Source organism: Variovorax guangxiensis (assembly GCF_003952165.1).
Lineage (GTDB): Bacteria > Pseudomonadota > Gammaproteobacteria > Burkholderiales > Burkholderiaceae_C > Variovorax > Variovorax guangxiensis.
The window spans coordinates 38018-52405 of the sequence record NZ_RXFT01000012.1 but is presented as its reverse complement, the minus strand read 5'-3'; the positions used below and the strand labels follow the sequence as shown (position 1 = coordinate 52405).

Here is a 14388-nt window from a genome sequence, read left to right as displayed (position 1 = left end):
GAGGAAACCATGGAACAGAACCGCCCCATCACATTGCTCGTCTGCGCCCTCGGCGGCGAAGGCGGCGGCGTGCTCACCGAATGGCTGGTCGACACCGCGCGCCATGCCGGCTACGCGGCGCAGAGCACGTCCATTCCCGGCGTGGCGCAGCGCACCGGCGCCACCACCTACTACATCGAAGTGTTCCCCGTGCCGCTCGCGCAGCTCGGCGGGCGCCGCCCGGTGTTCAGCCTGAGCCCCGTGCCGGGCGCGCTGGATGCCATCGTCTCCTCGGAGCTGCTGGAAACCGCGCGCCAGATCGGCAACGGCATGAGCGCGCCGCAGCGCACGCTGGTCATCAGCTCGTCGGCGCGCATCCTCACCACCGCCGAGCGCATGGTGCCCGGCGACGGCCGCGCCGACGCGCAGCGGCTGCTCGACGTGGTGAAGGCCTTCAGCCGCGAGCACCATGTGTTCGACATGAACGCCATCGCGCGCGACAGCGGCACGGTGGTCAGCGCGGTGATGCTCGGCGCCATCGCGGGCAGCGGGCTGTTCCCGTTCCCGCGCGAGGCCTACGAGCACGTCGTTCGCGGCGGCGACACCAGCGCGCCCGAAAAGCTCGGCAGGATGGCCGCCGCCAGCCTGCGCGGCTTCGCCTCGGCCTTCGATGCGGTGAACGCGCCGCGCGCGCAGGCCGCCTTCGTCAGCAGCGTGATGGCCGGCGACACCAACGACGCGCCGCCGCCCGCCGCGGCCCTGCCCTCCGACCTGGCACGGCGCTTTCCGCCGGCCGTGCACGACATGCTCGCGCTGGGCCATGCCCGCGTGCTCGATTACCAGGACGCCGCCTACGCATCGCTCTACGCCGAGCGGCTGGGCCGCCTGCTCGATGCCGAACGCGCCGCCGATCCGGCCGGCGCGCGGGGCTTCGCCATCACCCGCGAGGCCGCGCGCTGGCTCGCACTGTGGATGGCCTTCGACGACATCGTGCGGGTGGCCGCGCTCAAGGGCCGCGCCAGCCGCGCGCAGCGCGTGCGGCGCGAGGTGCGCGCCGGCGAGGAAGACATCGTGAAGGTCTACGACCACTTCAAGCCCGGCGCGGCCGAGTTCGCGGCGCTGCTGCCGCCCTCGCTCTCGCGCCGCGTCACGGCCTGGGACCGGGGCCGCCAGTCTCGCGGCCTTGCGCCCTGGGCGCTGCCGCTGAAGGTGGGCAGCCACTCGGTGCTGGGCATGGCCTCGCTGCGGCTGCTGGCCTCGCTGCGCTGGCTGCGCCGCCTGGGCAGCCGCTTCGCGCAGGAGCAGGCACTCATCGAACGCTGGCTCAAGGCCGTGGAAGCAGGCACGCGCGAGACCTGGGCGCTGGGCCACGAGCTGGCGCTGTGCGGACGGCTCATCAAGGGCTACGGCAGCACCAACGAGCGCGGCAAGCACAACCTGCTGCACGTGATCGACGAACTCGCCGGCCGCAGCACCCTGCCCGCCTCGGCCCGTGCCACGGCCATCGCGGCGGCGCGCGAAGCGGCACTGGCCGACGAGGGCGGCAAGGCGCTCGACGCCACGCTGGCCGCGCACGGCGCCGCGCCACGTCCGGTGCAGGCACAGCCGATCCGCTGGATGAAGCGCCCCCCGTCGGTCAAGGCCTGACCGGACGCTGCGAAATACAAGAAAAGGAGACAAGACCGATGACCCGCCCCGCCCTTCCCTGGCGACGATGCCTGCTGGCACTGGCCGCCGCTGCCATGCTCGCCCCGGCGCATGCCAACACAACATGGCCCGCCAAGCCGATCAAGGTGATCGTCAACTTCCCCGCAGGCGGCGCCGCCGACCAGATCGCGCGCGCCATCTCGCAGCCGCTGCAGGAGTCGCTGAAGCAGCCGGTGGTGATCGAGAACCGCGCCGGCGCCAACGGCAACCTCGGCGGAGAGGCCGTGGCCCGCGCGCCGGCCGACGGCTACACGCTGCTGATGAGCTCTGGCGGCATGGTGTCGGTGAACCCGCACCTGTACTCGCGCATGAGCTTCGACCCCGCGAAGGACCTGGTGCCGGTGGCGGCCGCCGCGCGCGTGCTGGTGTTCCTGGTCACGCGGCCCTCGCTGCCGCCGGCGAACGTGAAGGAGTTCATCTCGTACGTGAAGGCCAACCCGGGCAAGCTGTCGTACGGCTCGCCGGGCAACGGCAGCTCGCCGCACCTCGCGGGCGAGATGTTCAAGACGCAGGCCAACCTGTTCGCGCTGCATGTGCCCTACCGCGGCGCCGCGCCCGCGCTGCAGGACCTGCTGGCCGGCCAGATCGACTACGCCTTCGACCCCGGCATCGCGCTCACGCAGGTGCGCGCGGGCAAGCTGCGGCTGCTGGCCGTCGGCAGCCCGAAGCGCTCGCCGCTCTTTCCCGACGTGCCCACGCTCGACGAGGCCGGGCTGCGCGGCTTCGACGCCGACACCGTGTTCGGCTTCTACGCTCCGGCCGGAACGCCGCCCGAAGTGGTGGCGCAACTCAACGCGCAGATCAACCGCACGCTCGCGCTGCCGGCCGTGCAGGAGCGCATCGCGTCGATCGGCGGCGAGCCGCAGCCCGGCTCGCCGGCTGCGTTCCAGCAGCGCGCGGCGACGGACTTCCAGCGCTTCGGCGCGCTGATCCGCGAGCGCCGGATCGCGGCGGACTGAGCAAGGATGGCCCAACTGCTCAACGTGCAAGACTACCGGCGCCGCGCCCGCAGCGCGCTGCCGCGGCTGGTGTTCGACTACATCGACGGCGGTGCGGAAGACGAGCGCTGCATGCAGCGCAACCGCGACGCGCTCGAAGCGCTGCCGCTGATTCCCGAATGCCTGCGCGACACCAGCAAGGTGGACATCGGCATCGAACTCTTCGGCCGCCGCTGGCGCGCGCCCTTCGGCATCGCGCCCATCGGGCTGGCCGGCCTGGTGCGCCCGCGCGCCGATGCGCAGCTGGCCGCTGCAGCGCAGGCCGCCGGCGTGCCCTTCGTTCTTTCCACCGCCTCCAACACGCGCATCGAGGACGTGCGCAACGCCGCGCCCGATGCCGCGCTTTGGATGCAGCTGTACGTGATGGGCGAGCGCGCCATCGCCGAGCGCATCGTGCGCCGCGCGCGCAATGCAGGCTTCGAGGCGCTGGTGCTCACGGTAGATGTTCCCGTGAGCGGCCTGCGCGAGCGCGACCTGCGCCACGGCTTCCGTGTGCCCATGCGGCTCACGCCCGGCACGCTGCTCGACATGGCGCGGCATCCCGCGTGGCTGCTGCGGCTGGCCGGCGGCGGCATGCCGCAGTTCGCGAACCTGCTTCCCGATGATGAAGACGGCGCACCGGTCTCCGCGCAGACGCAGGCCGCGCTGCTCTCGCGCGCCATGGACCGCACGCTGACCTGGGACAGCCTGGGCTGGCTGCGCAGGCTCTGGGACGGGCCGCTGCTGGTCAAGGGCCTGCTGGGCGCCGAGGACGCGCGCCGCGCACTGCGGCATGGGGCGGACGGCATCGTGGTCTCCAACCACGGAGGCCGCCAGCTCGATGCCGCGCCGGCCACCATCGCCGCGCTGCCGGCCATGCTCGATGCGGTCGGCGGCCGCATTCCGGTGCTGGTGGACAGCGGCATGCGGCGCGGCAGCGACATCGTCAAGGCGCTCGCGCTCGGCGCCAGCGCGGCGCTCGTGGGCCGCGCGCCGGTCTACGGCCTGGCCTGCGGCGGCGAACAGGGCGCGCTCTCGGTGCTGCAGCTGCTCGCGCAGGAAACCGAACGCACGATGACCCTGCTCGGTGCCTCGCGCGTGGGCGAACTCGGGCGCCGGCACGTCGAAATACATGCGCCGCGTTCGCACGCCGAACAGGCTGGGCCCGCACCCGTGCAGGCGCACGGGAAAGCCTCCATTTACCCCGCGCACGCGGCTGCCTAGATTGCGGATTCACTCGTAGAGACACACAACACAACGAAGGAGACCATGAAAGCCAATCGCCAATCCCGTCCGTCCCGTCGCCTGGCCACGAGCCTCGCGGCGGCCACCGCAGCCCTCGCGCTGATCGCCCCGGCCGTGCAGGCGCAGGACAAGCCGGTGCAGCTCAAGCTGTCGAGCTGGGTACCCGCGCAGCACCCGCTCAACCCCGCGCTGCAGGCGTGGGCCGACGACATCAAGAAGGAATCGGGCGGCACCATCACCGCGATCCTCTTCCCCTCGGAGCAGCTGGGCAAGGCATTCGACCACTACGACATGGCGCGCGACGGCATCGCCGACTTCTCGTACGTGAACCCGGGCTACCAGCCGGGCCGCTTCCCGGTGATGGCGGGCGCGTCGCTGCCCTTCCTGTTCGCCAACGGCAAGGAAGGCTCCGCCGCCATCGACGCCTGGTACCGCAACTACGCGGCCAAGGAAATGAAGGACGTGAAGTACTGCTTCGCCTTCGTGCACGACCCCGGCACCTTCCACTCGCGCAAGAAGATCACCGTGCCCGGCGACGTCAAGGGCATGAAGGTGCGCCCGGCCACCAGCACCGTGGGCCAGCTCATCACCTCGCTAGGCGGCACCAACGTGCAGGCCTCGGCCCCCGAGTCGCGCGACATGCTCGAGCGCGGCGTGGCCGACGCCATCACCTTCCCGTGGGGCTCCATCGGCCTCTTCGGCATCGACAAGGTGGTGAAGTACCACATGGACGTGCCGCTTTACGTCACGCCCTTCGTGTGGGTAATGAACAAGGGCAAGTACGACGCCATGTCCGCCGCGCAGAAGAAGGTGATCGACGACCACTGCACCAGCGAATGGGCGCAGAAGGTGGCAGGACCGTGGGCCGACTTCGAGTTTGCGGGGCACGCCAAGATGGCGGCGCTGTCGGGCCACGAGATCTACAAGCTCACGCCCGATCAGCTGGATGCATGGCGCAAGGCGGCGGCACCCGCCGAGGCGCAGTGGGCCGACAGCGTGAAGAAGGCCGGTGAAGATCCGAAGGCCGTCATGGACGCGCTGAAGGCCAGCCTCGCCAAGTACAAATCGGCGCTCTGAGCGATGGCTACACGGTCCGCCAGCTATATGGACCGCGCGATCAACACGATCGAATGGCTCGCCGCCATCTTCGTGGGGATCGTCGCGCTCAACATCTTCGTGGCCGTGGTGCTGCGCAAGTTCTTCGACACCTCGATCCCCGACGCCTACGACTTCGGCCGCATGCTGCTGGGCATCCTGATCTTCTGGGGCATCGCGGCCACCAGCTACCGCGGCGGCCACATCACGGTCGACCTGGTGTGGACGGCGGCGGGCCCGCGCATGAAGCGCGCCATCGACGTGTTCGCCACGCTGGTGCTGCTCTTCGTGGTGGCGGTGCAGACCATCATGCTGTTCGACAAGGTGCGCGGCACCTATGTCGACAACGTGCAGACCTACGACCTCAACATCCCGACCTGGCCGTTCTACGCCGTGGCCTGGGCCGGCGACGTGTGCGCCGTGTTGCTGATCGCCATCCGCACCTACAGGCTGATCTTCCATCCGGAGCAGCTCGAGGAAGTCCACGCAGAACAGAAGGCCGACGAATGAGCCCCGATGCAGTCGCAGTGTTGGGCTTCGTCGCCCTTTTCGTCTTGATGCTGTTGCGCGTGCCGGTCGGCATGGCGATGGGCCTGGTGGGCGTGGTGGGCTACAGCTACCTCGTCGGGCCGGGCCCCGCGCTCAAGCTGGTGGGCCAGACCTCCATGCGCACCGTGACCGACTACACCTTCGGCGTGATCCCGATGTTCATGCTGATGGGAGCGCTGGTGTCGGTCTCGGGCGTGAGCCGCGAGCTCTTCAAGGCCGCCAACTCGATGATCGGCCACCTGCGTGGCGGCCTGGGCGTGGCCACCGTGGTGGCATGCGGCGGCTTCGCGGCGATCTGCGGCTCGTCGGTGGCCACGGCCGCCACGTTCTCGGCGGTGGCCTATCCGGAGATGCGCCGCTTCAACTACCCGCAGTCTTTCTCCACCGGCGTGATCGCCGCGGGCGGCACGCTGGGCGCGATCCTGCCTCCATCGACCGTGCTTGCGGTGTACGCCATCCTCACGCAGCAGGACATCGGCAAGCTCTTCATGGCGGGCATCGTGCCCGGCATCCTCGCGATGGCGATGTACGTGCTGACCATCGCGGTCATCGTGAAGACGCGGCCCGGCTGGCTGCCCGGCGGCGAGGTCAAGCCCTGGTCGGAACGCCTCAAGGACCTGAAGAACGTGTGGGCGCCGCTGGTGCTGTTCGTGTTCGTCATCGGCGGCCTGTACGGCGGCTTCTTCACGCCGACCGAGGCGGGCGGCGTGGGCGCGAGCGGCGCCTTCATCCTCGGGCTGGTACGGCGCAAGCTCGACGGGCCGAAGATCCGCGAGGCGCTGCTGTCGGCCACGCGCACGGCGGCGGCGGTGTTCACGGTGCTGATCGGCGCGCTGCTGTTCGGCTACTTCCTCACCATCACGCAGAGCCCGCAGAAGCTCACCGAGTTTCTTACCGGCCTGGGCATCGGCCGCTACGGCGTGCTCGCGCTCATCATGCTCATGTACCTGGTGCTGGGCTGCCTGATGGACGCGATGGCGATGATCATCCTCACGGTGCCGATCATCTACCCGGTGATCGTGCACCTGGGCTTCGACCCGATCTGGTTCGGCGTGATCATCGTGATGACGGTGGAACTCGGCCTGATCCACCCGCCGGTGGGCATGAACGTGTTCGTCATCAAGAGCGTGGTGAAGGACGTGAGCTTCACCACCATCTTCAAGGGCGTGCTGCCGTTCATCGTGACCGACATCGTGCGGCTGGTGATCCTGATCGCGTTCCCCATCATTGCCCTGTGGCTGCCGACGAGAATGGGCTGATGAGCAATACAAGCATCAACGCAACCAAGGAAGTCGTCTACACCGTGCGCGTGGAGTTCGGCGACTGCGACCCCGCCGGCATCGTCTGGTTTCCGAACTTCTTCCGCTGGATCGATGCGGCCTCGCGCCACTTCTTCGCCGAATGCGGCGTGCCGCGCTGGGAGGAAACGACCGAGACGCTGGGCGTGATCGGCACGCCGCTGGTCGACACGCACACGCGCTTCGTGAAGTCCGCGAGCTACGGCGACACGCTGCAGATTGCGGTGCGCATCACCGAGTGGCGCGAGAAGAGCTTCGTGCAGACCTACCGCGTGACGCGCGGGAGCGAGCTGATCCTGGAGTGCGAGGAAGTGCGCATCTTCGGGGCGAAGCGCGAAGGCGGCGGGATCCGGGCCGTGGCGATTCCGCCCTCCATACGGGTGCTCTGCGAATAGCCGCGAAGCCGGCGCCACCTGCCCGGCGCTGGTTTTCACCTACGCCATATTTCTTCTTTCTCTTGCCGCATCACGCGTCCTGAGTCCTTTCGGCAGATATTCACCTCGCCCATGCCTCACAAATAATCACACGCATTACAAAGGCTTGGAGGCGAGCCGTGAACCATGTCTACCGTGTGATCTTCGACCGCCGGCAGAGCCGGTATCGCGTGGTTTCCGAACTGGCGAAGAGCGCCAGCGGTTCCGGAGGGACAGCAGTCAGGGGACGAAGGCGCACCGCGCGCAGGGGCGCCGCTCCTGCGCTCGGGGCCCTCGCGGCTCTGGCCGCACTGGCACTGCATGGCGGCACGGCGCTCGCGGCCTGCACGCCCGCCTCGCCTGTCGACAACGACGTGGTCACCTGCACCGGCGTTCCGATCCTGCTGCCCCCCAACCCGAACAGCTTCCTGAGCAACGCCAACGGTCTTGCCGTCACGGTGCAGTCGGGCGGCATCATGAGCACCCTGCCGGGCGGCACGGCGATGACGCTGGGCGGCAACGGCATCACGCTCAACAACCTGGGCGCCATCGACGCCAACGCAGCGGGCTCCCTCGTGCTCTCGCGGGCCCTCACGATCGGCAACCTGGTCGTGCCCGGCAGCGGCAACGTCACGGTGAACAACCAGGGCATGATCGAAGGCACCTTCGACGGCACCTTCGGCCTGCTGGGCGCGGCGGCCGTCATCGCCACCACCGGGACCACGACTTTCAACAACAGCGGCACGATCGGCATGAGCGCGCTCGGGCTCTTCGATCCGATCAACTCGATCGCCGTCGCCGTGTACGGCGGCGGCAACGTCAACTTCACCAACACCGGAACGATCACCGGCCGCGTGGCCTTCCAGAGCCCCGACAGCGGCGGCAACGCCTTCGTCAACGCTGGCACGATCAACGGCAGCGTCTCGCTGGGCACGACGCTGAGCAACGACACTTTCGTGGCGGTCACGGGCTCGTCGATCAACGGCGGGCTGGTGCCGCTGCCCGGCGTGACCATTCCGACGCCCGCGGTGCCGCCGAGCTTCCTCACCTTCGCCGCCGGGGGTACGGTCGACGCGGGCATAGGGGGCAACGACACGCTGGTGCTGCAGAACACCGTGGCGGGGCCTGGCTCCGGCAGCGGCGGCGCGGGCACGGTCTCGAGCCTGCAGTACCTGAACTTCGAGAACCTCGTCGTCAACAGCGGCACCTGGACGCTCGAGGGCCCCGTGGTGAGCGGCGCGGCCGCGCTCAACGGCGGCACCGCGATCTTCGACGATGCGCTGTCCTTCGGCACCGGAACGCTCACGGCGAACGGTGGTTCCATGCAGGCCTCGGTGGCAGGCCTGACGCTGACGCAGAACATCAGCCTCACGGGCGGCCTGATCGTTCAGGGCGCAAACTCCCTGACGCTGGGCGGCACCGTCACCGGCGCCGGAGGGCTGATCAAGAACGGCAGCGGCACGCTCACGCTGTCGGGGAACAACGACTTCAGCGGCGGGCTGGCCCTCAATGGCGGCGGCCTGACGCTGGGCAACGCGAGTTCGCTCGGCACGGGCCTGTTCCTGGTCGGCGGCCCCGCCACGCTCAACACCGCCTTCACCGGCACGCTGACCAATCAGGTGCAGCTCAACGGCGCGCTGACGCTCAACGGCGCGGGCACGCTGAGCTTGAACGGCAACATCAACGGCGGCGGCAGCCTGACGCTCGCCAGTGGCGACCTGGTGCTGAACGGCGCCAACAACTACAGCGGCGGCACCGTGCTGCAGGCCGGCTCGATAGACCTCGGCTCCGCAACCGCGCTCGGCTCCGGCGCATTGACGGTCGATGGCGCCGCCACGCTGACCGGCAAGAACGGCCTCGCGTTGAGCAACGACATCGTGCTCAACAACACGCTGAACCTGGGCGGCGGCGGAAGCGGCGGTGCGCTGACGCTCAACGGCAAGATCAGCGGCGCGGGCGGGATGAGCCTGGCCGGCGCGCCAGGGCTCACGCTCAACGGTGCCAACGACTTCAGCGGTGGCTTCAACCTGGGGGGCGGCCAGCTCACCGTGGGCAACAACCTCGCGCTGGGCACGGGCGCGGTGACGGTGAGTGGCGCCGGTTCGCTGGCAGCGAATACGCCCGTGGGCCTGACCAACAACTTCAACCTGAATGCGGGGCTGAACGTTGCGAGCAGCAGCGCTCTCTCGCTCAACGGCACCATCGGCGGCCTCGGCGGACTGACGCAGTCGGGGCCGGCCAAGCTCACCTTGGGCGGCGCCAACGGTTTCGCCGGCGGAGTGAACCTGCTGGGCGGCGGACTGGGCGTGGGCACCAACACCTCGCTGGGACTCGGCGCGCTCACGGTCAACGGCGCGGCCACGCTCGATGCCAGCGCGGGTGTGAACCTGGGCAACGCGGTGGCGCTCAACGCGGGCCTGGATGTGGGCGGCAGCAACGACATCGCGCTGGGCGGGCTGGTGTCGGGCGCGGGTGCGCTGTCGTTCAACGGCACCGGCAAGCTGAGCCTGAACGCCGCGAACGCCGGCTTCAGCGGCGGCGTCACGCTGGGCAGCGGCACGCTCGGCGTGGGCAACAACCTCGCGCTGGGCACCGGCGGGCTCGCCGTGACAGGCAACGCGAGCCTCATGGCGAACGTGCCGGGCGTCGTGCTCGGCAACGGCGTAACCCTGGGCAGCGGGACCACGCTGAGCCTGACCGGTGCCAACGCGCTCGCGCTGGGCGGCACCATCACCGGCGCCGGCGCGCTCGCGGTGAACGGTCCCGGCGGCGTCACGCTGGACGGCGCGAGCGACTTCTCGGGCGGCGTTTCACTGGCGGGCGGCACTCTTTCGCTGGGCACCAGCACCTCGCTGGGCAGCGGCACCCTCGGCGTGACGGGCAACGCCGGCCTGCAAAGCACGGCCGGCGCCCTGACGCTGGTCAACGCCGTATCGCTCGGCGCAGGCGCGGGCCTGACGGTGGGCGGCGCCAACGATCTCACGCTGAACGGGCCCATCGGCGGCGGAGGCTCTCTCATCAAGACCGGCGCCGGCACGCTGGTGCTCGGCGGCGCCAACAACTTCGGCGGCGGTGTGACGCTGCAGGCCGGCACGCTCGGCGTGGGCACCGGCACCTCGCTGGGCACGGGCACGCTGACTGTGAGCGGCGCCGCCACGCTGACATCGAGCGCCGACGTCGCGCTGGCGAACGACGTCACGCTCGATGGCGCGCTGAGCGTCACGGGCGCGAAGAACATCGCACTGGGCGGCGTGATCGGTGGCGGCTCCGGCCTCAGCTACAGCGGCACCGGCATCCTGAGCCTTGGCGGCGCGAACGCCTATGCAGGCACCACCACCGTCGCTTCGGGCACGCTGCTGGCCACCAATGCGAGCGGCAGCGCCACGGGCACCGGCGCGGTCACGGTGCTGACCGGCGCCACGCTGGGCGGAACCGGCCGCATCGGCGGCGACGTCACCCTGAACACGGGCGCGAAGCTGGCTCCGGGCGCCGGCACCGCCGGAAGCTTTGGCGTGCTGGCCGTGGGCGGCAATCTTTCGCTCGCCGCCGGCAGCACGCTCGATTTCGATTTCGGCGCGCCTGGCCCCAACTTCAGCACGCCGGGCGCGAGCGACAGCGTGAGCGTGGGCGGCGACCTGTCGCTCGGCGGCACGGTGACGCTGAACGTCGCCAACGCCGGCAGCTTCGGCCCCGGCGTGTACCGGCTCGTCGACTACGGCGGCTCGCTGACGGGCGCCGGCAGCCTTTCGCTCGGCGGCTTGCCGGGCGGCAGCACGGTGCTGCTGCAGAACCTCAGCGCCGACAAGCGCTTCAACCTGCTCAACACCACCGGCCTGACGCTGAATTTCTGGAACGCCGACGGCCTGGCCAGCCCCGTGCAATCCGGCGGCGGCACGGGCACGTGGTCGACCACCAGCCCGGTTTGGACCGACGCGGCCGGTACCGTGACCGTGCCCATGCAGCCGCAGCCGGGCTTCGCCATCTTCGGCGGCGCGCCGGGCACCGTGACCATCGACAAGACCGGTGGCGCGGTGCAGGCGCTGGGCATGCAGTTCACCAGCGGCGGCTATACGCTGGCCGGCGATGCGCTCACGCTGCTGGGCACCGGCGGCGGCAAGGCCGAGATCCGCGTGGGCGACGGCAGCGCGGCCTCTACGGGCTTCGTCGCGACGGTGAACAGCGCCATCGACGGCAGCGCGGGCATCGCCAAGACAGGTGCGGGCACGCTGGTGCTGGGCGGCACCAACACCTACACAGGCGGCACGGCCGTGCAGGGTGGCGTGCTGTCGGTTTCCGCCGATGCCAACCTCGGCGCGGCCGGCGGCGGGCTCGCGCTCGACGGCGGGCGCCTGCAGATCACCGGCACGGGCTTCGCCGGTACGGCACGCGACATCGACATCGGCGCGGCGGGCGGCGGCATCGAGGTCGTCGACGCGGCTCACGACTTCACCGCGAGCGGCACACTGGGCGGCAGCGGCACCCTCGTCAAATCGGGCCAGGGCACGCTGACCCTGGCCGGCACCAACAACCACACGGGTGCCACGGTGGTCGACTCCGGCACGCTGCGGCTCGGCGCGGCCGATCTGCTGAACCCGGCGGCGACGATCGCGCTGGCCGACAAGGCCGGCGCCACACTGGACCTGAACGGCTTCGACCAGACCATCGGCTCGCTCTCGGGCGGGGGCAGCGCGGGCGGCGAACTGAAGCTGGGCAGCGCGACGCTCACCACCGGCGGCAACAACACCAGCACCACGTTCGGCGGCAGCCTGAGCGGCAGCGGCAGCCTCGTGAAGCAGGGCACCGGCACCTTCACCCTCGCCGGCTCGAACAGCTACGGCGGCGCGACGCAGGTGAATGCGGGCACGCTGCAGGCCGGTGCTGCCAACGCCTTCAGCGCGACTTCGGCCCACGGCGTGGCCGCGGGCGCGACGCTCGACCTCGCGGGCTTCAACCAGACCGTCGCGTCGCTGAACAACAGCGGCACGGTTTCGCTGCCGGGCGCGACGGCCGGCACCAGCCTCACCGTGACCGGGCCTTACGTGGGCAACAACGGCGTACTGCGGCTGGGCGCGGTGCTGAACGCGAGCGGCCCGTCCGACCGGCTGGTGCTCGACGGCGCCGGCGCAACGGCCAGCGGCCGCACCACCGTGCAGATCGTCAATCTCGCAGGCCTGGGCGCGCTGACCACGGGCAACGGCATCGAGGTGATCAGCGCCCTCAACGGCGCGACCACCACCGCGCAGACCACCAGGGACGCCTTCACGCTCGCCGGCGGGCACGTGGATGCCGGTGCCTACGAATACCGCCTCTATCCCGCCGATGCGAACGGTGCGGGCGAGAACTGGTACCTGCGCTCGACCACGGGCGCGGGCGGCCCAGGCGTGCCAGGTGCACCGGGCGGGCCGGGCCTGCCGACCTATCGCGCCGAAGTTCCGCTCTATGCCGCCCTGCCCCAGCAGTTGCGCCAGGCCAATGTCGCGATGCTCGGCAACCTGCACCTGCGCGGCGGCGACGAGATGCGGCAGGCCAACGACGCAGGCGGCACAAGGGCCGACGCCGGACGCCGCGCATGGGGCCGCGTGCTGAGCACCGACATCGACGTGCGCCAGCGCGGCACCGTGAGCCCCGAGAGCAAGGGCCGCCTCACCGGCTTCCAGGCCGGCACCGACCTGTGGGCCGATGCGAACTGGCGTGCCGGCATCTACGTCGGCCAGCTCGAGGGCGACGTCGACGTGCGCGGCTTCGCCAGCGGCATCCAGGGCCTGCGCGTGGGCCGCAGCGATCTGCGCAGCCGCTACCTCGGGGTGTACGCCAGTTGGCACAACGATGCCGGCTGGTACACCGACATCGTGCTGCAAGGCGGCCAGCACCGCTACACCGCGCGGCCTCTTGCGAGCATGGGCAGCTCGGGCAAGGGCGACAGCTTCCTGGCTTCGTTGGAAGTGGGCAAGGCCTTCGACATCGGAGGCGGCTGGCGCGTGGAGCCGCAGTTGCAGCTCATCCACCAGCGCCTGAGCATGGACGGCGCGAGCATCTCCGGCGCGTGGATCACGCAGGACACGCACGACGGCCTGATCGCGCGCGCCGGCGTGCGCATCAAGGGCTCCATCGCCACCGGTGCCGGCTTGCTGCAGCCCTACGCGCGCATCAACGTGAACCGCGCATCGAGCGGCACCGACATCGCGCGCCTGACAGGGCCGGCCGGCAGCACCGGCATCGCCAGCGAAACAGGCGGCACCAGCACCGAACTGGCCGGCGGCTTCACCCTCGCACTCGGCGAGCGCACGGCGATCTACGGCGAGCTGGGCAAGCTGTGGGCCACCGGCGGAGACACGCGCATGAAGAGCTCGCTCAACGCCTCGGTGGGCGTGCGGGTGCGCTGGTAGCCCCAGCGTCGGCTTGCAGTCGCGCGAGCAGGCCATCCACGCCCAGGTCGATCAAGTCGAAGACCTCGACAAAATCCTTCTGCCCGCCGTACCACGGATCGGGCACGTCGCCCTCGATGCCGTCGGCGTATTCGGTGAACAGATGGATCTTGCCGGCCGTGCTGGCGGGCGCGAGCCTGCGCAGCGCCGCGCAGTGCTGCGCGGTCATGCCGATGATCAGTTCGAAGCGATCGAAGTCGGACTTGCGAACCTGCCGCGCGCAGTGCGCGTGCATCTCGATGCCGCGCCGCCTGGCCTCGGCCACGGAGCGCGGATCCGGCGGGTTGCCGCACTCTTCATTGGAGATGGCGGCGCTGTCGACTTCGACATCGAAGCCGGCTGCGCGAGCCTTGTGCATCAGGAGAACGTGGGCTGTCGGGGAGCGGCAGATATTCCCCGTGCAGATGAACAAGACTGACGGTGTCTTCATCGAATTGAATGCAGATTGAAAGGTTCGCGTCGAATGCTGCAGGCCAATCGCAACATGGAGGCAATAAGCCCGCGAATCGCATCGTAAAACACCGTCCCGCGGGTTGACGCACCCTGTGATGCGGTGCAACAATCTGGAAATCTTCATTTCGGAGCCCCGTGCGTGGACAGTGCCAGTTGGATCAGTGACAAGACGCGTGCCTCGGCAGGCGTGACACATCCGGCCCTCTAGCGCAGGCTTCCCCCGCGCTGCGTGCCGGTCGTTGCACAC

Annotated in this window: 9 protein-coding genes; 8 read left to right on the top strand and 1 reads right to left on the bottom strand. The window is 70.0% G+C overall.

Features of this window, described 5'->3' with window-relative positions; genetic code table 11:
* Nucleotides 1-9: 9 nt before the first annotated feature.
* The 8 genes from EJP67_RS24440 to EJP67_RS24405 all read left to right on the top strand — a co-directional run bounded on the left by EJP67_RS24440 (nt 10) and on the right by EJP67_RS24405 (nt 13649).
* Nucleotides 10-1626, top strand: a complete 1617-nt coding sequence (locus EJP67_RS24440) for an indolepyruvate oxidoreductase subunit beta family protein (RefSeq protein WP_126024308.1) — start codon at nt 10-12, stop codon at nt 1624-1626.
* 38 nt (nt 1627-1664) lie between these two features.
* On the top strand, nt 1665-2645 hold the full coding sequence (locus EJP67_RS24435) for a Bug family tripartite tricarboxylate transporter substrate binding protein (RefSeq protein WP_126024307.1): 981 nt from the start codon (nt 1665-1667) through the stop codon (nt 2643-2645).
* Nucleotides 2646-2651: 6 nt separating this feature from the next.
* Nucleotides 2652-3887: an alpha-hydroxy acid oxidase gene (locus EJP67_RS24430; protein WP_126024306.1), complete on the top strand. Its 1236-nt coding sequence runs from the start codon at nt 2652-2654 to the stop codon at nt 3885-3887.
* Between the two features lie 45 nt (nt 3888-3932).
* The gene (locus tag EJP67_RS24425; RefSeq protein ID WP_206169550.1) at nt 3933-4985 is read left to right on the top strand and encodes a TRAP transporter substrate-binding protein; all 1053 of its coding nucleotides are present in this window, start codon (nt 3933-3935) and stop codon (nt 4983-4985) included.
* Nucleotides 4986-4988: 3 nt separating this feature from the next.
* Nucleotides 4989-5513 carry a TRAP transporter small permease gene (locus EJP67_RS24420; protein ID WP_240650770.1) on the top strand — a complete coding sequence of 175 codons (525 nt, stop codon included), beginning with the start codon at nt 4989-4991 and terminating at the stop codon, nt 5511-5513.
* Nucleotides 5510-6811: a TRAP transporter large permease gene (locus EJP67_RS24415; RefSeq protein WP_019655093.1), complete on the top strand. Its 1302-nt coding sequence runs from the start codon at nt 5510-5512 to the stop codon at nt 6809-6811. The genes EJP67_RS24420 and EJP67_RS24415 overlap by 4 nt, the downstream gene beginning before the upstream one ends.
* Nucleotides 6811-7245 (top strand): acyl-CoA thioesterase, encoded by a 435-nt coding sequence (locus EJP67_RS24410; RefSeq protein WP_126024305.1) that lies wholly within the window; start codon nt 6811-6813, stop codon nt 7243-7245. Before EJP67_RS24415 ends, EJP67_RS24410 begins: the two co-directional genes overlap by 1 nt.
* A gap of 158 nt (nt 7246-7403) precedes the next feature.
* Nucleotides 7404-13649: an autotransporter outer membrane beta-barrel domain-containing protein gene (locus EJP67_RS24405; protein WP_165909689.1), complete on the top strand. Its 6246-nt coding sequence runs from the start codon at nt 7404-7406 to the stop codon at nt 13647-13649.
* Here the strand turns inward: EJP67_RS24405 and EJP67_RS24400 are convergent.
* Nucleotides 13615-14265 (bottom strand): low molecular weight protein-tyrosine-phosphatase, encoded by a 651-nt coding sequence (locus tag EJP67_RS24400; RefSeq protein WP_240650769.1) that lies wholly within the window; start codon nt 14263-14265, stop codon nt 13615-13617. The genes EJP67_RS24405 and EJP67_RS24400 overlap by 35 nt on opposite strands.
* Nucleotides 14266-14388: the final 123 nt, after the last annotated feature.

Coding starts and splice junctions, on each gene's coding strand:
- EJP67_RS24440 (WP_126024308.1), top strand. CDS start 10: ATGGAACAGAACCGCCCCATCACATTGCTCGTCTGCGCCCTCGGCGGC.
- EJP67_RS24435 (WP_126024307.1), top strand. CDS start 1,665: ATGACCCGCCCCGCCCTTCCCTGGCGACGATGCCTGCTGGCACTGGCC.
- EJP67_RS24430 (WP_126024306.1), top strand. CDS start 2,652: ATGGCCCAACTGCTCAACGTGCAAGACTACCGGCGCCGCGCCCGCAGC.
- EJP67_RS24425 (WP_206169550.1), top strand. CDS start 3,933: ATGAAAGCCAATCGCCAATCCCGTCCGTCCCGTCGCCTGGCCACGAGC.
- EJP67_RS24420 (WP_240650770.1), top strand. CDS start 4,989: ATGGCTACACGGTCCGCCAGCTATATGGACCGCGCGATCAACACGATC.
- EJP67_RS24415 (WP_019655093.1), top strand. CDS start 5,510: ATGAGCCCCGATGCAGTCGCAGTGTTGGGCTTCGTCGCCCTTTTCGTC.
- EJP67_RS24410 (WP_126024305.1), top strand. CDS start 6,811: ATGAGCAATACAAGCATCAACGCAACCAAGGAAGTCGTCTACACCGTG.
- EJP67_RS24400 (WP_240650769.1), bottom strand. CDS start 14,265: ATGAAGATTTCCAGATTGTTGCACCGCATCACAGGGTGCGTCAACCCG.